Here is a 21,394-nt window from a genome sequence, read left to right on the forward strand (position 1 = left end):
CGATGGAGATGCTCGAGCTGTTTCCGCGTTACGTGCTCACGGGCACGTTGCCGGTCGGCACGCTGGAGCCTCTCCTTTCACTGGCGGAGCGGGTGCTGGCCGATACCGGCCTCACCAGCGATGCCTCCGCGAAGCTCGCCGGCCAGTTGCAGCAGCAGCGCGAACTGGGTCCGCAGTTTCCGGAGATCACGGCCCTGTGCAGCGAGGTGGTGCTGCCCGCCTGCGAGCGCTGGCTGCGCCACGTGATGGAGCGGCAACCGCCCCAGGGTCGCGGCCCCTGGCATCCGGGCCGCTACGGCCTGCAGATGATCGACATCTGGCTCAACAGCCAGCAGGCCGGTGACTACAACCCGGTGCACACCCATGGCGGCTCGTTTTCCGGCGTGCTGTTCCTGAAGGTGCCACCGCAGATCAACGGCACCAGCTTCGACGGCCAGCTCTGCTTCCACGGCCCGGAGGAGTGGCACATCCAGAGCTTCCGTACCGGTATGGCGCACTACGTGCAGCCCGTGCCGGGCACCTTCTATGTGTTCCCGGCCTGGCAGCCCCATTCCGTGCCGCCCTTCCGTGGCGAAGGCGAGCGCTGGTCGCTGGCCTTCAACGTGCAGGCGGTTCCCGCGCCGCCAGGGGGGCAAGGAGTCCCGACCGCTGCGGCCGTGCCCCGCGGCCGCCTGGAGGTGGGCCCGACCATGCCAGTGCCGCCCCAGGCCAGCGGCAACGTGTCGCTGTCCTCCACCCGGAAGCGGCCCGGCGGCTTTGCCTGAGCGGAGCGGGGGCGGCGTGCAGCTGACCCAAGGTCTTGCGCGGCCAGGCCTGTCGCCGAGCTAACCGCGGCGCTGGCGGGGCGGTGAGGCGAGCACCAGCAGCACGGCGCTGACGAGCAGCACCAGGGTGGAGAGCACCTGGATCTGGGGCGAGATCTCGCGCTGAAAGGCACCGGCCAGGTAGAGCGGCAGGGTGACGATCTCGCCGGCAGTGAAGCTGCTGATCACGTAGTCGTCGAAGGAGAGAGAAAAGGAGAGCAGGGTGGCCGCCAGCAGGCCAGGCGCCAGCAGCGGCAGGGTGACCCGGCGGAAGGCCGCCAGCGGTGGAGCGCCCAGGTCCTGCGCAGCGAGCTCGAGCGTGGGGTCGAACCCTGCCAGCCGTGCCTTGAGGGTGAGCGCCGCGTAGCTGAGGCAGAACAGGCTGTGGGACAGCAACAAGGTGAGCGGTCCACGGGGCAGATCGACGCGCACGAACAGGGTGAACAGGGCCGTAGCCAGCACGATCTCCGGGTTGGTGAGCGGCAGGGCCAGCAGCAGCTCGATCCAGCGCCCCGCCCGCAGGCGGGCGCGGCTGAGCGCCAGAGCCATCAACCCGCCCAGCAGCACCGCCAGCAGCGCAGCCGCCAGGGCAAGACCGAGGCTGGTGAGGAAGGCCTGGGTGAGGGCGACGTTACGCAGCGGATGCCGCCAGTTCTCCAGGGTGAAGCCCTGCCACAACAGGTTGAAGCGCCCGCGGGGGGCGTTGAAGCTGAACAGCACGGTGACAACCACCGGCGCATACAGCAGGCCATAGGCCAGCGCACTCCATACACCCAGCAGCAGCGCACCGGTTCGGTTCATGGCAGCGGCAGATCCTCCACGCCACGGCTGCGCAGCTGCAGCACCACTGCCACCGAGATCAGCGCCATCAGCATGAGCGTCAGGGCCGCCGCCCGGGGCGCCTGCAGTTGCACCAGCAGCAGGTTGTCGATCGTGTTGGCGATCATCCGCTCATTGGGGCCGCCGAGGAACAGCGGATTCACGACATCACCGGCCGCCGGGATCAGGCTCAGCAGCAGGCCAGCTCCCAGCCCCGGCAGCGACAGGGGCCACACCACCCGAACGAAGGAGCGCAGCGGACCGGCATGCAGATCAGCGGCGGCCTCCAGCAGGCGGGGATCGATCCGCTCCATCGCCACCACCAGCGGCAGCACCAGAAACGGCAGCACCCCATTGGTGAGGCCCAGGATCACCGAAGTAGGCGTGTTCAACAGCCGTCCTTCACGCAGCACCCCCAGCCCATTGAGCAGCTCGGTGAGCCCAAGGGTGTCCAGCGCGCCGAGCACCGGACCGTTGTCCCCGAGCAGGCTGGTCCAGGCAATCGCCCGCACCAGAAAGGACGTGAGCGAGGGCAGCACCACGAGGCCGATCAGCAGCGGTTGCCAGCGGCCGCCATGGAAGCGGATCGCGAAGGCCAGCGGATAGGCCAACACCAGGCCCACGGCCGTGGCCACCAGTGCGTAGCTGAAGGAACGCACCAGGATCGGGCCGTAGGCCTGCAGCACCTCCAGATAGTTCGCCACCCGGCCGGTGAACACCGTGTCGAGGCCGAAGCGGCTGAGCGGCTCCGACAACGACAGGGGCACCAGACCGAGCAGCGGCAGCACATACAGGGCCAGCAGCCACAGCAGGCCCGGGGTCAGCAGCAGCCACGGCCAGTGGCGCCGGAGTTCAGCCCTCGGTGATACGGGCAAAGCGTTCCTCCCAGCGGGCTTCCTCCTGATCGCTGAGCGGCCCGAAGACATGCAGCTTCTTCTGCATGGCCGCATCCGGGAACATCAGCGGGTTGTTTGCCAACGGGGCGGTGGCGGGATCCTTCGCCAGCACCTCGCGCACCCCTTCCACCGGGGAGATGTACTGCACCGCAGCGGCGATGCGTGCCGCTTCCACCGGCTCGTAGACCCAGTTGAGCCAGCGGGCCACCTCCTGCGGGTGGCGGGCGCCCTTGGGCATCAGCATCACGTCGGCCCAGAGCACACCGCCGCTGTCCGGCACCAGGAAGCGCAGATCGGGCTGCTCCATGGAGAGCTGCGCCACATCCCCCGACCAGCCGATGCAGGCGGCCAGGTTTCCGGCCAGCAAATCGGTCTGGTAGTCGTTGCCGGTGAAGCGACGGATCTGGCCGTCCTTGCGGGCCTGCTCCAACCGGTCGAAGGAGGGCTGGGCTGCGGCCCAGGTGGGGCGGGTGATGTCCTGGCCGTCGGCCAGCATCAGCAGGCCCATGGTGTCGCGCATCTCCAGCAGCGCCGACACGCGGCCCTTGAGCTTTGGATCGAACAGATCATCGATGCCGCGCAGTTCCCGGCCCGTGGCCTTGATGTTGTAAGCAATGCCAGCGATCCCCGACTGCCAGGGCAGGCTGAAGCGCTGCTCCGGATCCCAGGAAGGCTTGCGCAGGGAGGGGACAAGATTGCGGGCGTTGGGCACCTCCGCCAGCGGCAGCGGTTCCATCCAGCCCAGCCGGATCAGCCGTTCGGCCATCCAGCCGGTGAGCACGATCAGGTCCTGGGCGAGCGGCCGGCCGGCAGCCAGCTGGGGCTGGATGCGGGCGAAGAACTGGCGCACATCATTCACGTCCTCGACGTAGCGCACCTGGATGCCGGTGTCCTTCTGGAAGCGCGCCACACTGCCGGGGGCGCCAGGGGCGTCCACATCGATATAGAGGGGGAAGTTGGAGATCACCAGCTCCCTGTCCTTGCCGCCGCCGTCGCCGCCCTCGCTCTGGCCGCCGGTGCCGCCGCCACCCCCACCGCCACAGGCCTGCAGCAGCGGCGGTGTGAGCGCCACCCCCGCAGCCGCCAGCCCCAGCTGGCGCAGAAAGACCCGGCGGCTGCGGGGGGATGGGGCGGAGCCGGAGCGGGAGGGGGTGAACGGACGGGTCATGGGCGGCTGGGCGGCTGGAGGGCGTGGCTGTCGGCGGGGTTCCACCGGCACCAGAGCTCGGTGCCGATGGAGAGATCGTCCGGCAGGCCGGCGCTGGTATCGATCGCGATCAGCGGCAGATCATTGGCACAGCGCAGACGCACCTCCACCGTGGCTCCCTGAAAGGCGAGTTCGCGCACCCGCGCCCGCAGTCCCCGCTCCCCTTCCCCCGGCGGGGAGGCGCTGAGCCGCAGGCGCTCGGGCCGCAGCAGCCGCACACCCTCCCCGGCACCGTTGGGCAGCAGGTTGGCGGCGCCCAGGAAGGTGGCCACCACGGCGCTGGTGGGGCGTTCATAGAGCTCCCGCGGCGTGCCCACCTGCTCGAGCCGGCCGCGGTGCAGCACCGCCAGCCGGTCGCTCAGGCTGAGGGCTTCTTCCCGGTCGTGGGTGACCAGCAGGAAGGTGATGCCCACCTCCCGCTGGATGCGCTTGAGCTCGGAGCGCATGGTGCGACGCAGATCGGGATCGAGTGCCGCCAGCGGTTCGTCCAGCAGCAGGGCAGCCGGGGCGTTCACCAGCGCCCGCGCCAGCGCCACCCGCTGCTGCTGGCCGCCGGAGAGCTGGTGAGGCCGGCGCCGGGCCAGCTCCGTGAGCCGCACCACCTCAAGCGCTTCGCCCACCCGGCGGCGGATCTCCGGCTCCGGCCGGCGCAGCGAACGGGGCCCGAAAGCCACGTTGTCCCAGACGCTGAGGTGCGGGAACAGGGCGTAGTTCTGGAAGACCAGATTCACCGGCCGCCGGTGAGGCGGCGCCTGGGTGAGGTCCTGGCCCTGCAGCAGGATCCGGCCCGCCTGGGGGCGCTCGAAACCGGCGATCAGGCGCAGGGTGGTGGTCTTGCCGCAGCCGGAGGGGCCCAGCAAGGAGAAGAACTCGCCGGCAGCGATCGACAGGCTGAGGTCGTCGAGGGCGGCCTGATCGCCGTAGCGATGGCTCACATGGCGCAGCGCGATCGCCTCGGCGGGGAGGGCCGCGACGCGGCCGCTCTCCAGGACGGGCTGCGTGAGCACAGAGGAAGCGCGAATGGGCCCCCTTTTAGCAATGTCCGGCCCGCTGTGATGTCCACCAGCAGCTGGCATCAGCAGTTGAACAGATGGCGCCGGCATGGGGCAGCGGAGCCAGCCGTTCAGACAGGCGCGACAGGCCATGGCAGGCCTGGGGCCCTAGGTGGCCTACTTGATCGCCACCACCATCGAATCAGGCCCTACGAGGGGTTCCACCCGGCTGCTGGAGAAGCCCGCCTCCCGCATCCAGCCGGCGCAATCGGCGCCGGTGTAATCGAAGCCGCCGGGTGTTTCGATGAGCATGTTGAGGCTCATCATCAGACCGAAGGCATTCTGCGAGCGGTCGTCGTCGATGATGGCCTCGTAGACGATCAGGGCACCGCCGGGCGGGAGTGCGTCGTAGGCCTTGGAGATCAGCATCTTCTTTGTGGCGAGATCCCAGTCGTGCAGGATGTGCCCCATCAGCACCACATCGGCCTGAGGCAAGGCCTGCTGAAAGAAGTCACCCGGCTGGAAGCTGAGGCGATCTGCCACTCCAGCCGCGGCGACATACTCCTCGAACAGCGGCGCCACCTGCGGCAGATCAAAGCCGATGCCCCGCAGGTGTGGGTTGGCGAGGGCGATCTGGGTAGCGAGATCCCCCTGTGCCGTGCCCACATCCACGAATGTGCCTGCGGTCTGCCAGGGGTAGTGGCGGGCGATCGCCATGTTGGCCCCCCGGCTGATGCCGGTCATGGAGGAGAGGAATTCCTTCAGCCGGGCCGGGTCGCTGTAGAGCGTTTCAAACAGCCCCGTGCCGCCGTTGCGCAACTCGTTCTGCGGCGCGCCCGTGCGCAACGCTTCGGTGAGGTGACCCCAGAAGGGATAGAGGCGATGGTTCGCCATCTCGAGAATGCCGCCCAGGTAGGTGGGCTTGTTGGGATCGAGGAAGAGATCGCTGTCCGGAGCATTGGCATAGCCGGCCGGGCCACGGCTGAGGAAGCCGAGGGCCACCAGCGCATCGAGAAAGTCGCGCGCCGCACGCGGATGCAGACCAAGGCGCTCGCTGAGACCTTCGAAAGGTTCCGGACCATCCGCCAGCGCACGGAACACACCGATCTCGATGGCGCTGAGCAATGTTTTCGAGGCCCAGAACGCCAGGCCGGTCTGCAGGATCTTGTCCGGAGTGGGTTGCTCAGGCACGCGGGTCACCAGATGTTGAAGGGGGGTCGCAGCAGCGGCCGTGGTTGAGGGTTGACGCCTCTGACAGCGGTTCGCCGCGGTGCAAGCCCGGCGCTACCGCAGCGTCGCTGACGGCGGCAGGGGCACTGGAGCCTAAAAGAGGAAGGGTCTGTGGCTGAATCGCGCCTTGGCTGAATCACCCTGCCGGCCGTGGCCGAGGGGGCCGGGCGTGGCCCAGGTGGCACCCAACCCGCCACGCCCGAGGCCGGCCGTGCGGGTTCCATGAACAGCTGGGACTCCTGCAACCACGCTGATGGGCAGGAACAGTGGCCAATCAGGGGCGCCAGCACGTGCGCGCCTTAAAACTCCAGCCGGAGCGACAGCAGCAGCAGGGCAGCAGCCGCACCCACCAGGAGGCCGGGGAAACCACCGGCAACCAGCCCTGCCACAACCATGAGCACCGCGAACAGAATTTGAACCCTGCGCAGATCACGATTGAGTTGCCTGGTTGAATCCTGGAGCAACCGCCTGCGGGCGATCCGGTTCAAACGGCTCCTCTCACGCTGTTCAAACAGATTGTTCGTGCTGGAACTGGACGAGGCTGCCTGCCTCCTCTCCTGCAGCCATCGAGCCTGTTGAGTGAACAGCTGACGGCGGCAGGCCTCAACACTGGCTGTGTGCGCAAGCTGCTCGCCATTGCTGCTGGCGGCGCTACGCGCGCTTTGGAGAGCGGGGCTCTCGGAGATACCGGAAGTTGTTGCAGAAAGGGATGAGGCTGCAGGCCTGGAAGCTGATGCAGAGCTGGAATCAGCAGGGAGCGGCGTGGAATCGGAAGCCTCAGGTTCCGCTGGGTTGGACTGTGTCTTGGGGTTTGGCCTGAGCGGTTCGCTTGGCTGTTCCCGATGAGACATATTGAAGTCGGGAACCCACCAGCGCGGAACATCGGTCCCCCACTTCATGCGTCTATTGCGATCCTCCGCGGTCATCTCGGGAACAGACGCTGTTATAGACAGCTGCAAAGACTCAAGAGCTTATAGCAGAAGCAGCAGCAATTCAAGTCAACGCAGGTCGCCGCCTGCTGGCAATCTCAGAGGAAACTCCGCAAGCCGCAAGAAGGGCTGGGGCCCGAAGGGAATTGGCTTCACTTGTCTATGGGCTTACAGACAAGAACGGGGGCCAAGAGACTGGTGCTTGAAGTCCAGGAAACCATTGGAAAGCGTTTCGGGTCTCCCTTCGCAACCCCGCGAGGCTCAACGGAGAGGCAGCCCCAGTCAGATCTCGGCCACGGTTCGCCATGCCGGACCACTGAAAGACGTCGGCCCGAAGAGTTCACCCCGAATCGCTAGGCGTCTGCAGACATGACCAACAGCCTTAAGAGCCCGAAGCCAGAAGCATGGAGCATGGAGCATGGAGTATGGAGTATGGAGTATGGAGTGTTTAACCAGCCAGAACATACCAGCCCTAGCCGTGAGCAATGGACAAGAAGTATTCAGCAACGAGCAATGAGTGATGGGACATAGGTGATGGGTGATCAGACATGAGCAATCAGAGAAGCACCTTGGAGATGACGAAGGGGGAAGACAAGACAAACAGAACGATCAATTCAGGCCACTGCGCAGAAACAAGGCTGCCCTGGTGGGCGGGGATGATGATGCAGGGCACCAATCAAGCCTGAACCATTACAAACGAAAGCGGAAAACAGGACCCATCCACAACAGCAGGGACAGGACCGCCAAGCGCGGAAAAGCTGACGAGATAGCCCATCAGGGCAGTGAGGCGGACCTGCCGACGGAGGCGAATGGCTTGAAGCCGTGCAGGCGGAGGCGACCACCTGGGTGTCCCTTCAGCTGGAGACAAACAGCTGGATGTCTCTTCAGGTGGAGGCGAACACCTTGAGCAATGACGCCGCCTGGGGGAAGGATTGCCCGAGGACCTCCAGCTCCATCCGCTCAACCTCCTCCGGCATCACCCGGCCCCACACGGCCGTGCCCAGCAGCGCGTAGCCAAAGGAGCCTCCGGGGGCCACCCGTCCGGCATGGAATGTGCCGCCTGGAATGGCCAGCTGGGGCCGCTGACCAGACGCCAGGTCACTGCCGACCTGCGCGATCGAGGCATGGCCTTCGGGCGACACCAGCAGCACTTGCAGCGGGTCTCCCAGGTGGTGGTGATACACCTGGTCGTGGCAGATGCGGTGCAGCTGGATGCCCCGCTCCGGGCTGGCAAGAAAGTAGAGGGTGCCGCCTGGAATCTCCCGGGCCACGAAGCTCTCGGCCACCCTGCCGCAGGTGCGATGGGTCTCCAGCCCGAGCCAGGCAACCACCTGCTCGGCGCTGGGTGGCTGGGCCCCTTTCGGGCCGTGGCCGGGCAACTTCAGACCCCTACCGGCTGGCCGGCGGCCGCCTGGGCCTTCAGCACGTCTTCGAGGCCGGCGAGATCCTCATCGGTGATCTTGGTCTGCATCGGGCAGTGCTTGGGACCGCACATTGAGCAGAACTCCGCCTGCTTGTAGATGTCGGCCGGCAGGGTTTCATCGTGGTATTCGCGGGCGCGCTCGGGATCGAGCGAAAGCTCGAACTGGCGGTTCCAGTCGAAGGCGTAGCGGGCACGGCTGAGTTCGTCGTCGCGATCGCGGGCGCCGGGGCGGTGGCGGGCGATGTCGGCGGCGTGGGCGGCGATCTTGTAGGCGATCAGGCCCTCACGCACATCCTCGGCATTGGGCAGGCCCAGGTGCTCCTTCGGGGTGACGTAGCAGAGCATGGCCGTGCCGTGCCAGCCGGCCAGGGCGGCACCGATCGCGCTGGTGATGTGGTCGTAGCCAGGGGCAATGTCCGTGACCAGCGGGCCGAGCACATAGAAGGGCGCTTCGCTGCACTCCTCCATCTGCTTCTTGACGTTGAACTCGATCTGGTCCATCGGCACATGGCCGGGGCCCTCCACCATCACCTGGATGTCGTGCTCCCAGGCGCGGCGGGTGAGCTGGCCGAGGGTTTTCAGCTCCGCCAGCTGGGCGGCATCGGAGGCATCGTGCTGACAGCCCGGCCGCAACGAATCTCCCAACGAAAAACTGCAGTCGTAACGCTTGAAGATCTCGATGATGTCGTCGAAGCGGGTGAACAGCGGGTTCTGCTTGTGGTGGTAAAGCATCCACTGGGCCAGGATGCCGCCGCCGCGGCTCACGATCCCCGTGAGGCGGCCCTTCACCAGCGGCAGGTGCTCGATCAGCAGACCGGCGTGGATGGTCTGGTAATCGACGCCCTGCTGGCAGTGCTTCTCGATGATGTGCAGGAAATCATCGGCATCAAGCTTCTCGATCGAGCCGTGCACGCTTTCGAGCGCCTGATACACCGGCACGGTGCCGATCGGCACGGTGGAGGCGTTGATGATCGCCGTGCGCACCTCATCGAGATTGACGCCGCCGGTGGAGAGATCCATCACCGTGTCGGCGCCGTACTTCACCGCCAGCCGCAGTTTTGCCACCTCTTCCTCGAGGTCGGAGGCATTGGGGGAAGCGCCGATGTTGGCGTTCACCTTGCACCTGGAGGCGATGCCGATCGCCATCGGCTCGAGATTGGTGTGGTTGATGTTGGCGGGGATGATCATGCGGCCCCGGGCCACCTCCTCCATCACCAGTGATTCGGGCAGGTTCTCCCGCTTGGCCACGTAGGCCATCTCCTCGGTGATCACACCCTGGCGGGCGTAATGCATCTGCGACACGTTGGCGTCGCCGCGACGCTTCTCAATCCAGGCGCTGCGCATGATCGACTCGAGAAATGGGGCGTTCGGACCGGGTCGCTGGGAAGCGAGGACACAACTCCGGAACCGGGCGCCACCGGGACCGATCGGACCGCGGTTGCTTTCGGGACACTTCCCTGCGCCGGCATGACCCGGATCAGGTTCGGAGGGTGTGATCTCAGCCGAGGCCCAGGCGCACTTCCGGTGGGAAGCAGGCTCGGGGCGGCACCCCTAGTGACCGGCCAAAGCTAGCAAGGGTGCCTGTGAATGCCGGAGTTCAGCACAGAACCCATTCAGGGCTGCAGTCCGTTGAGGGCGGCCGCCACCACCCGGTGGTCGGGGTCGTTCTGCAGACCGCGCAACAGCGCCCGCACCGCTTCGGCACCCTCCGCCGGCGCCGCTTCATGCGCCAGCCGGCCGAGGATTTCGGCGCCACCCACCCGCACCGAGCTGTCGGGATCGGCGATCGCCATGCGCGCCAGCTCCAGCAGCGGTTCAAACCCCATCACCGCCTGCTCGGCCAGGGCCGAGAGGATGCTGCAGCGCACCAGCCACTGGTCGTCGGCGGCGAAGGCCTCGCGCAGCAGCGGCCAGGCCTGCTCGGCGCCATAGCTGGCCAGGGCGTTGGCGGCCTCCGCCCGCACGTTGGCGTCGTCGTCGTGGCGCAGGGCCCGCTGCAGCGCCTCCCAGCCCGCCGCACTGCGCTTCACGCCCAGGCCGGCGCAGCTGAGCGAGCGCACGATGAAGGGTTCCTGCTCCAGGCCGAGCAGCAGCAGCGGGATCGCCACCTCGCTTTCCACGCCCCGCAGCCCCGCCAGGGCCGGCATCGCCTGCACCGGATCACCGGAGGCGATGGCGGCGCGCAGGGCGTCCGCATCCAGCGGCGGCTTGCTGTCGGAAGAGGAATCGGCCATGGCTCCACCCTGTCACGGAGGGGGAGGAAATGACTGCACCTGCCGGAGGCATTCCCGCACCACCCGGCGGCGACGACGGCGGCGCAGGCTGCTGCTCACCAGCAGGCCGCTGCCGATCAGCAGCGCCGGCAGACCCTGCACCCGCTGGATTCCCTGACGCGACACGATGCTGACCAGCGCCAGCAGGATCAGCAGCGGCGCCGACAGCGCCAGCAGCGCGCGGAGTGTGCGGTCGCGGGTGCTCACACCCGGCGCTCCATCCAGAGCAGCAGGCTGAGCGTGAGCACCTGCACGCCGACGGCGATCGCCCCTTCGTCAGGGTCGAAGCCGCCGTTGTGGAGGGCCGCGCAACCCTCGGGCCCGGCCACCCCCAGCCGGAACATGGTGCCCGGCGCAGCAGTGAGCAGCTCGGCGAAATCCTCCGCCCCCAGGGACGGCTGCTCCAGCCGCCGCACCTGCGGACGATCGAGCAGCGCCAGGGCCGCCTCCTCCACCAGCTCGGTGAGCGCCGGGTCGTTGTGCACCGGCGGCGAGATGCAGCGGTAGCGCACCCGCGCCTCGCCGCCGTAGCCGCGGCAGATGGCATGCACCGTGTCCTCGATCCAGCCGGGCAGTTCGGCGTGCACCTCGGTGTCGAGGCAGCGCACCGTGCCCAGCAGGCGCACATGGTCGGCGATCACATTGAAGGCCTTGCCCCCCTCGATCCTGCCGAAGCTCACCACCACCGGCTGCAGCGCATCCAGCCGCCGGCTGATCGCCTCCTGCAGACCGCTCACCACCCGGGCCGCGATCCAGATCGCATCGGTGGACTGGTGCGGCCGGGCGCCGTGGCCGCCTTCGCCCAGCACCTCCACTTCCAGCTCGCCCGCCGCGGCCGTGAGGCTGCCGCTGCGCACGCCGATGCTGCCCACCGGCAGGCTTGGGAACACATGCACGCCGAACAGGGCCTGCACCCCCTCCATGGCGCCGTCGGCCAGCATCCAGGCCGCCCCCTGGGCGATTTCCTCGGCTGGCTGAAACAGCAGCCGCACCCGGGCCGTGAGCCGCGGGGCGAGGGGCGCCAGCAGCCGCGCCACCCCCAGGCCGATCGCGGTGTGCAGGTCGTGCCCGCAGGCATGCATCAGCCCCTGATGGCAGGAGGCGAAAGGCAGGCCGGTGCGCTCCTCCACCGGCAGCGCGTCCATGTCGACCCGCAGAGCCAGCAGTGGCGCCGCTTCAGGGCCCAGCTCCGCGACCACGCCGGTGCGGCCCACCCCTTCGCGCACGTCCCACCCCAGCAGGCGCAGCTCCCCGGCCACCAGGGCGGCGGTCTGGTGTTCCGCCCCGCTCAGCTCCGGATGGGCATGAATGTGGCGACGCAGCCCGATCAACTCCGGCATCGCCTGCTGGAGGGCCGCCTCCAGCTCAAACTGCTGCCAGAGCCTCAGCGGCGCGACCGGCAGGCTGGACAGGGACGGACGCGTTGACGCGGCAGGGCTCATCGACGGGCCAGTTGCAGAAAATCCTGAAGAGCGTGCACCGGCAGGGGAGGCCAGCGCCGTATCTGCAGGAGCCATTCTGGCTGCCGGTAGCGGGGGTCGAGGCCGGAGGCCGCCGCCCAGTTGCTCTCCGCCTCCCCTGAGGCGCCGCGTTGCCACAGCACAGCCGTGAGGCCGGCGCGGGCATCGGCGAACAGCGGGTAGCGGCGGATCAGCAGGCGCAGTTCCCGCTCGGCCGCCGCCCCATCCCCCTGCTGGAAGGCCGCCAGGGCGGCGCTGGAGCGGGCCATCGCAAAGCCCGGCCGGGCCAGATCGGCCGCTTCGAAGCAGCGGCGCGCCTGGTCCCAGTGTCCCTGGGAGCCGCGGACATTGCCGAGGTTGTAGAGCGCCGCCGCATCGGCCGGATCGTTCTGGAGGATCGCCTCGTAGTCGGCAGCGGCCAGGTCCCACTGCTGCAGGGACTCCTCGGCGATGCCCCGGTTCAGGTAGGGGTCGGCGCTGCCGGGTTCCAGCGCGATCGCGCGGTTCTGGTCGCTGATCGCGCCCTGCGGATCCCCCATCGCCAGCCGCACGTTGCCGCGGTTGCTCCAGACGGAGGCATCGCCGGGCAGCTGCTCCACCACCTGATCCCACAGGGGCAGGGCCTCACCGAAGCGCCCGTCGCGGCTGGCGCTCAGGGCCGCATCGAACAGCTGGGGCACACTCATTTGCGCGGCCAGCAGCACCGCCAGCAGGGTGGCGAGCATCAGGCCGCCTCCGGCCAGGCGAGGTGTTCACGGGCGGCGGCGGTGGCGATGCGGCCCCGCGGGGTGCGCTGCAGGAAGCCCAGCTGCAGCAGGAAGGGCTCCACCACCGTTTCCAGCGTGACCGGGTCTTCGCCCAGCCCGGCGGCCAGGGTCTCGAGGCCCACCGGGCCACCGCCGTAGCCCTCCAACAGCAGCTGCAGCAACCGCCGGTCGCTGGCATCGAGGCCGCGGGCATCCACGCGGTGCAGGCTGAGGGCTTCAGCCACCAGCGCCGCATCGATGCAGGCGTGGCCGCGCACGCTCGCCACATCCCGGACGCGACGCAGCAGGCGGTTGGCGATCCGGGGGGTGCCGCGGCAGCGGCGGGCCACCTCGATCGCGGCATCGCCCGCGAGCTCCAGCTTCAGCAGGCCGGCGGCCCGCTCCACGATCGCCTGCAGATCGGGCAGGTCATAGAACTCCAGCCGCTGGATCAACCCGAAGCGATCACGCAACGGCGAACTCAACGCTCCCGCCCGGGTGGTGGCCCCCACCAGCGTGAACGGCGCCAGCGGCACGGCGCGGGTGCGGGCCGTGGTGCCCTTGCCCACGGTGAGATCCAGCCGGCAGTCCTCCATGGCGGGGTAGAGCAGTTCTTCAGCCACTCGGTTGAGCCGGTGGATCTCATCGATGAACAGCAGGTCGCGCGGCTGCAGGTTCATCAGCAGCCCGACGATGTCGCGCGGGCGTTCCAGCGCCGGCGCACTGGTGATGCGGCAGCGCACGCCCAGCTCCTCGGCCAGCACCAGGGCCATGGTGGTCTTGCCGAGGCCGGGGGGGCCGTAGAGCAGCACGTGATCGAGCGCATCGCCGCGGTTGCGGGTGGCCTCCACCGCGATCGCCAGCACCTGCTTGAGCTCCCGCTGGCCGATGTACTCGCCGAGCCGGCGCGGGCGGAGCGTGTCCTCGCGCAGCAACCGCGGGGCCTCGGCTGTGCCGCTCAGCTCAGCGGCGCCGGCTGAATCGGCTGGGTCGCCGGCCTCAGCCCTGTCGAGGCCTGCGGCGGGGTCCAGGGCGCTGTCATACGGATGGGGCTGCGCATCCACCAGGCGTCTGGAGCCCAGGCGACTGGAGCCCTTGCCAGAGGCTCGATCGGACGGGCCGGAGGACACGATCGCCATGGCAGGAGCGTAGGGAGGACCGGGCCTGCTTAGGGTCGAGCCTGAGGCCGGGGGTGGCAATGGCGAAGGCAGCGGGAAAGAAAGCCGCGCGGGCAGCCCGTGATGCGGCCAACCGCCTGCTGGCCGACAACCGCTTCGCCCGTCACCAGTACGAGATTCTCGAAACGCTGGAAACCGGTCTGGAGCTGGTGGGCACCGAGGTGAAGTCGATCCGGGCCGGCAAGGCCAACCTGCGCGATGGCTTCTGCCTGATCCGCCAAGGGGAACTGCAGCTGCACAACGTGCATATCTCGCCCCACAGCCACGCCGGCGCCTATTTCAACCACGAGCCGCTGCGCACCCGCAAGCTGCTGGCCCACCGCCGCGAGATCGACAGGCTGCGCATCGCCATCGATCAGAAGGGGCTGACGCTCATCCCCCTGAACCTGCACCTCAAGGGCTCATGGATCAAGCTCACGCTCGGCCTGGCCAAGGGCCGCAAGCTGCACGACAAACGCCAGGAGGAGCGTCGCAAGGACGCCGACAGGGAAGTGCGCGCGGCCTTGACCCGCGGCTGAACCCGGCCACCGCCCCGGGCCCGGTGGCACGCCATACAGTCGCCACGCCCCATCGCCAGCAGCTGCCATGTCGGCATTGACCCGCTGCCTGCAGGAAGAGGCCGCCGCGATCGCCGCTGCCGCAGGCCGGATCGAAAGCTGCCAGGTGGATGCAGCCCTGGCGATGCTGGACCGCTGCGCCGACCAACGGGCCAAGCTCGTGATCACGGGGGTAGGCAAGAGCGGCATCGTGGCCCGCAAGATCGCGGCCACCTTCTCCTCGATCGGGCTGATGTCGCTGTACCTCAACCCGCTCGATGCCCTGCACGGAGACCTGGGTGTGGTGGCCCCGCAGGACGTGGTGCTGCTGCTCTCCAACAGCGGCGAAACCGGCGAACTGCTCGAAATCCTTCCCCACCTGCGCCGGCGTGGCACCGGCCGCATCGCCCTGGTGGGAAAACTGCAGTCGAGCCTGGCCCGCGGCTGCGATGTCGTGCTCGATGCCTCGGTGGACCGGGAGGTCTGCCCGCTCAATCTGGCCCCCACCGCCAGCACGGCGGTGGCGATGGCGATCGGCGATGCCCTGGCCGCCGTGTGGATGGAGCGGCGCGGCATCTCCCCGGCCGACTTCGCCCTCAACCATCCGGCCGGTGCGCTCGGCAAACAGCTCACGCTCACAGTGGCCGATCTGATGCTGCCCACCACCCAGCTGCATCCGCTGGAGGAAAGCGACAGCCTCAGCGCCGTGATCGCCCTGCTCACGCGCGATGGTGCCGGGGCCTGCTGGGTGCGCCGCAGCGGCGCGCCGCAGCAGCTGGCGGGCCTGATCACCGACGGCGACCTGCGCCGGGCCCTGGAGCAGAACGCCGCGTCCGGATGGGCTGAGCTGTGCGCCAGTCAGCTGATGACGGCCGATCCGATCACGGTGGGGCCGGGCATGCTGGCAGTGGAAGCGTTGGAACGCATGGAGCGCAACAGCCGCAAGCCGATCGGCGTGCTGCCCGTGCTCGACGACGCGGGAACCATGCTGGGCCTGCTGCGACTCCACGACCTGATCCAGGCGGGGCTGAGCCCCAGCTTGAGCTGAAGGTGTGGCCGCATGGCGTCCTGCAGAGTGGGCGGGGCCCGCTCAGGCGGCAGCCAGGCGGCGGGCCTGCTCCAGCTGGGCGGCGGTGTCGACCGAGAGGAAATCACCCTCCACCGGGAAGGTGCCCACCGTGAGGCCCGCCTCGATCAGCCGCAGCTGCTCCAGCTTCTCGGTGTGCTCCAGCGGTGAGTGGGGCAAGGCATTCCAGCGGGCCAGCACGTCGGCGCGGTAGCCGTAGATGCCTACATGGCCCCAGTAGGGCGCATGGGCGTGCCAGTGCTGCGGATCCTCACCGCGTACGTGCGGGATAGCGGAGCGGGAGAAGTAGAGCGCGCGGCCATCGGCAGCCAGCAGCGTCTTGACCACATTGGGGTCGTGGATCTTCTCCGGCGGCATTCGGTAGATCGGGGTGAGCACCTCCGGCGTGGGCGTGCGCCGCTCAAACTCCAGTGCCATCGCATCGATCACGGCCGGATCAATGAACGGCTGATCCCCCTGCACATTGATGATCACGCTGCGGGCCGCGGCCAAGGCGCCACCCGTGGCCCCCGCCCGGGCAATCAGGGCCTCCACCACCGAGGCGAGCCGCTCGCTGCCGGAGCTGCAGCTGGCGCTGGTCATCAGCACCGGAAATCCCCAGCCCTCGGCCGCCGCCCGCAGCACCTCGCTGTCGGTGCAGAGCACCACCGCAGCAGGCCGCTGCGCCAGGCGGCAACGCAGCAGCACCCGCTGCAGCATCGGCTGGCCGCCGATGTCGGCCATCACCTTGTTGGGCAGGCGGGACGACTCCAGCCGCGCCGGCACGGCCACCACGCAGGCCAGCGCCGGTGGGCTGGCGAGGGCGGCAGGCTCCGGCGCCGAGGCGCCACCACCGTGCTGCCGATCGCTCAAGCCACTGCCCGTCATCTGCTGCCAAGACCCTGGTGGCGGGAGCCTATTCCCACAGCGCCGTGAGGCTGCGGGCCTGCCGCACCAGCGCTTCCACCCGCTCGGGCGCCGCCGCTGGCCGGGCGCCGGCCTCCATCTGCCGGTACACATCCGCCACCCGCCAGGCGGCGGTGTCGGGGTCGGCGGCATGGCGGGGGATCAGGTGCGCGTGCAGGTGCCGGGCCCCCTCCCCGAAAGCGATCACATAGACGCGCTCGCAGCCGGTGAGCTGGCGCACCAGGGCACTGCAGCGCTGCAACATCGGCCCGAAGCCCGCCGCCTCCGCGGCCGTGAAGGCGGCCGGGCCATCGAGGTGGCGGACCGCATCGAGCAGCAGCCAGCCCGGCAGCGGCGCCGGTGTGGGGTGGTGCCGCAGCAGCCACAGGGGCCGGCGCAGGATCTCGTACAGGGCGATCGCCTCCGGCTCGGCGTGCAGACGGCAGACGCCACAACCGGCGGCCACTTCGCTCAATCCCACAGACGCATGGCGTCGTCGCGGGCGGCATACCAGCGGGCGGCCAGGGGCCCGCCCATCGTGCGGCATTCACGGAACCAGGGGCCGCCCAGCGTCCAGTGCAGCAGGGCGGCACCGCCCGGCTCCGGTGCCAGCGGCGGCGGCGCCTGCACATCGACGAGATGGTTCCAGCGGTCGGGCAGGGCGCCGATCTCGTGATCCCCCGCCAACCAGTGGAAGCGGTGCAGATCGAGGCCGGAGGCGGTGTTGACGTACTCGGGGGTGAGCGCGGTGCAGCGGCTGGTGTTGAACAGCATCAACGAACTCCAGTTTTTCTTCGGATAGGCCGATTGCCGCTCACCGAGAAACTTCACGGTTTCGCCAGGAACGTGATCGTGCTGCACGCACATCACCGCGAAGCGATCATCCCGCAGGGCCCAGAGTTCAGTGATGTCACTGAGACACAACATGTCGCAGTCCATGAAAATCGCCCAGCCCTGATAGCCGCACAGCTGCGGCACGAGGAAGCGGGTGAACGAAAAGGCCGTGCTTTGCCTGGGATCCCGCTGGCGCCAGTACAACCCCTGGCACTCCAGCTGCGGCGTCTCGAGTGGTGTGATCGCCAGCGTTTGTGTGCTGGTCTGATACAGACTGTCGATCAACACATTGGTGGCCGCCCGCTCGCGCGGATCGACACCGATGAAAATGGGGATGGGCCTACTCATTGGGGTGAGCATATGTCCCGGCTCCCGTGAGCCATGCTGAGGGCACCTGCACGCGGTGGACCGTGAGTTTCATCCTGATCGCCGGCCCCTGTGTGATCGAAAGCCCGGAACTTGTGTTCGAGGTGGCCGAGCGGGTCAAGGCCATCACCGAGCGGCTCGGCATCACCTATGTGTTCAAGGCCAGCTTCGACAAGGCCAACCGCAGCTCCGGCGGCTCCTACCGCGGCCCCGGCGTGGCCGAGGGCCTGGAGGTGCTGGCGGAAGTGAAGCGCCGCACCGGGCTGCCTCTGCTCACCGACATTCACGAAAGCCAGCAGGCCGCTCCAGTGGCCGCCGTGGTGGACGTGCTGCAGATTCCCGCCTTCCTCTGCCGTCAGACCGATCTGCTGCTGGCCGCCGCTGACGCCGTTCGCGGCACCGGCAAGACGATCAACGTGAAGAAAGGCCAGTTCCTCGCCCCCTGGGACATGGCCCAGGTGGTGACCAAACTGCGCGAGGCCGGCGTGGAGAAGCTCTGGCTCACCGAGCGGGGCTCCAGCTTCGGATACAACACCCTGGTGGTGGACTACCGCGGCCTGCCCCAGCTGCGGGCGCTCGGCTGCCCGGTGATCTTCGATGCCACCCACTCTGTGCAGCAGCCCGGTGGTCGTGGCAGCAGCAGCGGCGGCCAGCGTGAATACGTGGCGCCGCTGGCGCGCGCCGCCGTGGCCGTGGGGGTGGACGGCCTGTTCATGGAGGTGCATCCCGACCCGGAGAACGCCCTCAGCGACGGGCCCAACATGGTGCCGCTGCATCGCCTCGAACCCCTGCTGGAGCAGTTGCTGGCGATCCGCGCCCCGCTGCAGCAGCGCCCTGAAGCGGTCAGCACGCTGTGAATGGCGGCTGGCTGGCCCGCGGCCGCAGCCGGCTGGCGGCGCGGCGCTGCCGCGATCGGCTGCGGCAGCTGAAGCTGCTGGTGCTGGATGTGGACGGGGTGCTCACCGATGGCGGCCTCTGGACCACCGAGAGCGGTGAGGTGATCAAACGCTTCGATGTGCGCGACGGGCTGGGCATCCGCCTGCTGCAGCAGGCCGGGCTGGAGGTGGCCCTGCTGAGCGGCGGCAAGAGCGGTGCCACCGAGCAGCGGGCCCGCTACCTGGGCGTGCAGCACTGCCTCACCGGCGTGAAGGACAAACCCGCCGCCCTGGCGGCCCTGCAGCGGCAGCTGGGGCTGACCCCCGCCGCCACGGCCTTCGTGGGCGACGACCTCAACGACCTGCCGGTGCGGCCGGTGGTGGCGCTGCTGCTGTGCCCCGCCGACGCGGCGGCCCCCCTGCGACGCCACTGCGACTGGGTGCTGCCGCGGCGCGGCGGGGACGGGGCCGTGCGCCTAGTGGCGGAGGCGATCCTGCAGGCGCAGGGGCGCTGGCAGGCGCTGGCCGGCGCCGGCTGGCTCGATCGCAACGACGGACCCGCAGCGCCGCTCACCACCGCTCCCGGTCGAGCCGCTCCGCCCTGAGGGCACGCAGGCGCTCGCCCAGCGCTGGCCCCTGGGTCAGGCCCGTGGCCAGCAGCTCCGCCGCTGTGCACGGGGGCGGCAGCTGGCGCCAGCGCAGCAGCCAGCGCAGCAGTCCGCGGCGCAACGCCAGCCCAGGGGCGGGAGCGGCCGGCCCCGCGCCGCAGGCCAGGGCCAGCACCACGGAGTCGAGCGGCAGGCCCTTGCGCTCCAGCCGCTGGCTCAGCGCCGCCGGCGAGCGCGGCAGGGAGCCGCTGGGCAGGCGTTGCAGGCCCCGCAGTGCCTGCAGGCTGCGTTCTGGCAGTTGCAGGCGCTGCGCGGGCGGCAGCGGATCCTGGAGCGCAGCCAGCAGGGCCAGCAGCCGCCACGGGCCTGGCGACCAGCCCGGTAAATCCGCTGCCGCCCGCAGCCGGTCGGCCCAGCGCAGCCGCCGCCGCCAGCTGCTGTCGCCCTGCAGACCCGGCGCCAGCAGCGCCAGCCCCTGCCAGCCCTGCAGCAGCTGCAGGGCCTGCGGCCAGGGTTCGCGGCCCAGCAGCAGCTCCAGTTCCCGCCGCAGGCGCGTGCCCAGCGAGGGCACCGTGCCCGCCGCCGGCCAGGGCCAGCGGGCCAGGGTGTCGGTCCACTGCCGCAGGCTGCCGGGCGCCAGGTCCATGCCCAGGCGGGCGCCATAACGGGCCGCCCGCACCAGCCGGGTCGGGTCGTCGCTGAGGCTGCCGGCGTGGAGGAAACGCAGCCGCCGCGCGGCCAGATCTGCCAGACCGTCGTGGGGATCGAGCAGGGCGCCATCGGCGAGCACCAGCGCCATGGCGTTGATGCTCAGGTCGCGGCGGGCCAGGTCGTCGTCGAGGGAGCCGAAAAACACCGTGGGGTTGGCACCTGGATGGGCGTAGCGCTCGCCGCGTGCCGTGGCCAGATCCAGCACCACCCCATCGATCTCAAGCTCGGCGGTGCCATAGGCCGGATGCAGCTGACAGAAGCCCAGCCCCGCTCCCGGTGTGCCCCGCAGGCGCTCCACCACCCGGTGGGCCGCCGGCGGTCCCGCCGCTTCACTGCCTTCTTCCACCACCAGATCGAGATCGGGCAGGCCACGCCAGGGGTCGTTGTGGACGCGGTGCAGCAGCAGATCCCGCACCGCACCGCCCACCAGAGCCACCCGCAGCGGCGCTGCGGCGCGCACCACCGTGGCCAGCACCCGCTGCACGGGGGGATCGAGCGCGTCGAGCAGCGAAAGGCCGGGCATGGGGGGAAAGCGATTGTTCTGAGTGAAGCGACGCCAGCCTTGTCCATCAGCACTTCACTGCACCACGAAGGTGCGAACGCCTCCTGTGATCACATCAAGCCACCGGGATCGACCAGATCATTGGAATAAACGAGCCGCCGGTTCATGCCCTGCCATCCCGGCAGCAGCAAGGCCAGATGGACAGGCAGAAAGGGGCTGTTGAGCCAAGCGGCGTCGTAACGGATGCGGGCACTTTTCACTGGATCAAAACGCATGTGATTGCCGCTGAGGATGTGGCTGCCGGTGGAAGGGCCCGGCATGAGCATCGCCGGCTCAAAGCTCAGATCAAGCCAGTGGCACAAGCGGGTGAGCGCAGCTTCGGGGGCCAGAGCTAGCTCCTCATAACCCAGGAGAAACACAGGCTTGCCCGCCGTTTGCAGGCGCCGCTCGAGCTGGCCATTGACACGGCGCCAGCGGACCAGCGACCGCCAGCCACTGGCCACCTGGCGCCGGGGGCGGCGTGCGATCGCGTGAACCCAGGAGCGCACATCGCGGACCAGAAACAGCACCCGGATTTCCATGCCAAGCGCCGCATCAGGCAGGGTCAGCAACTCCAGATCCGACTGAAACGAGTCGACCATCCAGCGCAGTGGCTCGGCGAGGGCTTGCTCTTGAGCATGCGCCACCAAACGCTGCCACTTTTGAGCCAGCGGCAGGTGATCGTGAGCCGGTAGCCACTCCAGAAGCGGCCCCCAGACCGGGCATTGCGCCGCGATACAACCGCAGGTGCAGAGACGTTCGTTGCGCAGTTCGCGCCGCAGCCTGGCCGGACCACCGCCTTCCTCACCGGGCGCTGGCCTACGCAACAGGCGCACCGCCTCGCCGAAGCCCTGCACCTGGGGATGGGCACCGAGCGCCAAATCAAGAAGGGTGGTACCGCTGTGGCCCAATCCGCGGATGAGCAGCAGCTTCGGGCGAGTCGTCATCACTGGGAAATGCGTAGCGTTCGGGAAACACGCTGTGGGGAGTGAAAC

At 69.0% G+C, this 21,394-nt stretch carries 23 protein-coding genes and 1 riboswitch; of the genes, 5 read left to right on the top strand and 18 right to left on the bottom strand.

The features are described 5' to 3' along the window. The first annotated feature begins 2 nt into the window (after window positions 1-2). The gene (locus CJZ80_RS12285; RefSeq protein WP_094513985.1) at window positions 3-764 is read left to right on the top strand and encodes a putative 2OG-Fe(II) oxygenase; all 762 of its coding nucleotides are present in this window, start codon (window positions 3-5) and stop codon (window positions 762-764) included. A 60-nt stretch (window positions 765-824) separates the two neighbouring features. Here CJZ80_RS12285 and CJZ80_RS12290 read toward each other — a convergent pair whose 3' ends face one another. The 13 genes from CJZ80_RS12290 to ruvB all read right to left on the bottom strand — a co-directional run bounded on the left by CJZ80_RS12290 (window position 825) and on the right by ruvB (window position 13,917). Beyond that, window positions 825-1,604, bottom strand: coding sequence for an ABC transporter permease (locus CJZ80_RS12290; RefSeq protein WP_094513659.1), 780 nt, complete (start codon window positions 1,602-1,604; stop codon window positions 825-827). Continuing rightward, window positions 1,601-2,497: an ABC transporter permease gene (locus CJZ80_RS12295; protein WP_158217482.1), complete on the bottom strand. Its 897-nt coding sequence runs from the start codon at window positions 2,495-2,497 to the stop codon at window positions 1,601-1,603. The genes CJZ80_RS12290 and CJZ80_RS12295 overlap by 4 nt, the downstream gene beginning before the upstream one ends. Then, window positions 2,475-3,686: a PotD/PotF family extracellular solute-binding protein gene (locus CJZ80_RS12300; protein WP_144037026.1), complete on the bottom strand. Its 1,212-nt coding sequence runs from the start codon at window positions 3,684-3,686 to the stop codon at window positions 2,475-2,477. The genes CJZ80_RS12295 and CJZ80_RS12300 overlap by 23 nt, the downstream gene beginning before the upstream one ends. Further along, the gene (locus tag CJZ80_RS12305) at window positions 3,683-4,732 is read right to left on the bottom strand and encodes an ABC transporter ATP-binding protein (RefSeq protein WP_158217483.1); all 1,050 of its coding nucleotides are present in this window, start codon (window positions 4,730-4,732) and stop codon (window positions 3,683-3,685) included. Before CJZ80_RS12305 ends, CJZ80_RS12300 begins: the two co-directional genes overlap by 4 nt. Window positions 4,733-4,894: 162 nt before the next feature. Further along, window positions 4,895-5,917, bottom strand: a complete 1,023-nt coding sequence (locus CJZ80_RS12310; RefSeq protein ID WP_233133070.1) for an acetylserotonin O-methyltransferase — start codon at window positions 5,915-5,917, stop codon at window positions 4,895-4,897. A gap of 329 nt (window positions 5,918-6,246) precedes the next feature. Next, on the bottom strand, window positions 6,247-6,435 hold the full coding sequence (locus tag CJZ80_RS12315; RefSeq protein WP_094513669.1) for a hypothetical protein: 189 nt from the start codon (window positions 6,433-6,435) through the stop codon (window positions 6,247-6,249). Window positions 6,436-7,760: 1,325 nt separating this feature from the next. Beyond that, window positions 7,761-8,207, bottom strand: a complete 447-nt coding sequence (locus CJZ80_RS12320; protein WP_233133071.1) for a cupin domain-containing protein — start codon at window positions 8,205-8,207, stop codon at window positions 7,761-7,763. Window positions 8,208-8,257: 50 nt separating this feature from the next. Continuing rightward, entirely contained in the window at window positions 8,258-9,643 is a 1,386-nt protein-coding gene (gene thiC, locus CJZ80_RS12325) for a phosphomethylpyrimidine synthase ThiC (RefSeq protein WP_094513674.1), read from the bottom strand. 93 nt (window positions 9,644-9,736) lie between these two features. Then, window positions 9,737-9,862: riboswitch (TPP riboswitch) on the bottom strand. A 50-nt stretch (window positions 9,863-9,912) separates the two neighbouring features. Then, a complete protein-coding gene (locus CJZ80_RS12330) occupies window positions 9,913-10,533 on the bottom strand; it encodes a HEAT repeat domain-containing protein (RefSeq protein WP_094513678.1) in 621 nt (206 codons plus the stop codon). A gap of 12 nt (window positions 10,534-10,545) precedes the next feature. Beyond that, window positions 10,546-10,779: a DUF3188 domain-containing protein gene (locus CJZ80_RS12335; RefSeq protein WP_094513681.1), complete on the bottom strand. Its 234-nt coding sequence runs from the start codon at window positions 10,777-10,779 to the stop codon at window positions 10,546-10,548. Continuing rightward, the gene (locus CJZ80_RS12340) at window positions 10,776-11,912 is read right to left on the bottom strand and encodes an amidohydrolase (protein ID WP_233133088.1); all 1,137 of its coding nucleotides are present in this window, start codon (window positions 11,910-11,912) and stop codon (window positions 10,776-10,778) included. Before CJZ80_RS12340 ends, CJZ80_RS12335 begins: the two co-directional genes overlap by 4 nt. 98 nt (window positions 11,913-12,010) lie before the next feature. Further along, the gene (locus CJZ80_RS12345) at window positions 12,011-12,757 is read right to left on the bottom strand and encodes a tetratricopeptide repeat protein (RefSeq protein ID WP_094513688.1); all 747 of its coding nucleotides are present in this window, start codon (window positions 12,755-12,757) and stop codon (window positions 12,011-12,013) included. Beyond that, window positions 12,757-13,917 (bottom strand): Holliday junction branch migration DNA helicase RuvB, encoded by a 1,161-nt coding sequence (gene ruvB, locus CJZ80_RS12350; protein WP_233133072.1) that lies wholly within the window; start codon window positions 13,915-13,917, stop codon window positions 12,757-12,759. Before ruvB ends, CJZ80_RS12345 begins: the two co-directional genes overlap by 1 nt. 59 nt (window positions 13,918-13,976) lie before the next feature. On the opposite strand from ruvB, the gene smpB reads away from it, so the two are divergent. Together smpB and CJZ80_RS12360 are read left to right on the top strand one after the other, a co-directional pair. Continuing rightward, window positions 13,977-14,474: an SsrA-binding protein SmpB gene (gene smpB, locus CJZ80_RS12355; RefSeq protein WP_094513691.1), complete on the top strand. Its 498-nt coding sequence runs from the start codon at window positions 13,977-13,979 to the stop codon at window positions 14,472-14,474. Window positions 14,475-14,541: 67 nt separating this feature from the next. Then, window positions 14,542-15,540, top strand: a complete 999-nt coding sequence (locus CJZ80_RS12360; protein ID WP_094513693.1) for an SIS domain-containing protein — start codon at window positions 14,542-14,544, stop codon at window positions 15,538-15,540. A gap of 42 nt (window positions 15,541-15,582) precedes the next feature. On the opposite strand, the gene kdsB is transcribed toward CJZ80_RS12360, so the two are convergent. From kdsB to CJZ80_RS12375, 3 genes are read right to left on the bottom strand one after another with little or no spacing between them, the layout of a single operon-like run. Next, complete coding sequence (kdsB, locus tag CJZ80_RS12365; protein ID WP_094513696.1) at window positions 15,583-16,446, bottom strand: 3-deoxy-manno-octulosonate cytidylyltransferase; 864 nt, start codon at window positions 16,444-16,446, stop codon at window positions 15,583-15,585. 28 nt (window positions 16,447-16,474) lie between these two features. Then, complete coding sequence (locus CJZ80_RS12370; RefSeq protein WP_369803065.1) at window positions 16,475-16,945, bottom strand: diadenosine tetraphosphate hydrolase; 471 nt, start codon at window positions 16,943-16,945, stop codon at window positions 16,475-16,477. Then, window positions 16,936-17,646, bottom strand: a complete 711-nt coding sequence (locus CJZ80_RS12375; protein ID WP_198948310.1) for a glycosyltransferase — start codon at window positions 17,644-17,646, stop codon at window positions 16,936-16,938. The genes CJZ80_RS12370 and CJZ80_RS12375 overlap by 10 nt, the downstream gene beginning before the upstream one ends. 26 nt (window positions 17,647-17,672) lie before the next feature. Here CJZ80_RS12375 and kdsA point away from each other — a divergent pair, with 26 nt between their 5' ends. Together kdsA and CJZ80_RS12385 are read left to right on the top strand one after the other, a co-directional pair. Then, the gene (gene kdsA / locus CJZ80_RS12380; RefSeq protein ID WP_233133074.1) at window positions 17,673-18,521 is read left to right on the top strand and encodes a 3-deoxy-8-phosphooctulonate synthase; all 849 of its coding nucleotides are present in this window, start codon (window positions 17,673-17,675) and stop codon (window positions 18,519-18,521) included. After that, window positions 18,518-19,144 carry an HAD family hydrolase gene (locus tag CJZ80_RS12385; RefSeq protein ID WP_233133075.1) on the top strand — a complete coding sequence of 209 codons (627 nt, stop codon included), beginning with the start codon at window positions 18,518-18,520 and terminating at the stop codon, window positions 19,142-19,144. Before kdsA ends, CJZ80_RS12385 begins: the two co-directional genes overlap by 4 nt. On the opposite strand, the gene CJZ80_RS12390 is transcribed toward CJZ80_RS12385, so the two are convergent. Together CJZ80_RS12390 and CJZ80_RS12395 are read right to left on the bottom strand one after the other, a co-directional pair. Next, window positions 19,110-20,381, bottom strand: a complete 1,272-nt coding sequence (locus CJZ80_RS12390) for a CCA tRNA nucleotidyltransferase (protein WP_094513702.1) — start codon at window positions 20,379-20,381, stop codon at window positions 19,110-19,112. The genes CJZ80_RS12385 and CJZ80_RS12390 overlap by 35 nt on opposite strands. Before the next feature lie 89 nt (window positions 20,382-20,470). Further along, window positions 20,471-21,346 (bottom strand): sulfotransferase, encoded by an 876-nt coding sequence (locus tag CJZ80_RS12395; RefSeq protein WP_094513705.1) that lies wholly within the window; start codon window positions 21,344-21,346, stop codon window positions 20,471-20,473. Window positions 21,347-21,394 lie beyond the last annotated feature (48 nt).

Source organism: Synechococcus sp. MW101C3 (assembly GCF_002252635.1).
Lineage (GTDB): Bacteria > Cyanobacteriota > Cyanobacteriia > PCC-6307 > Cyanobiaceae > MW101C3.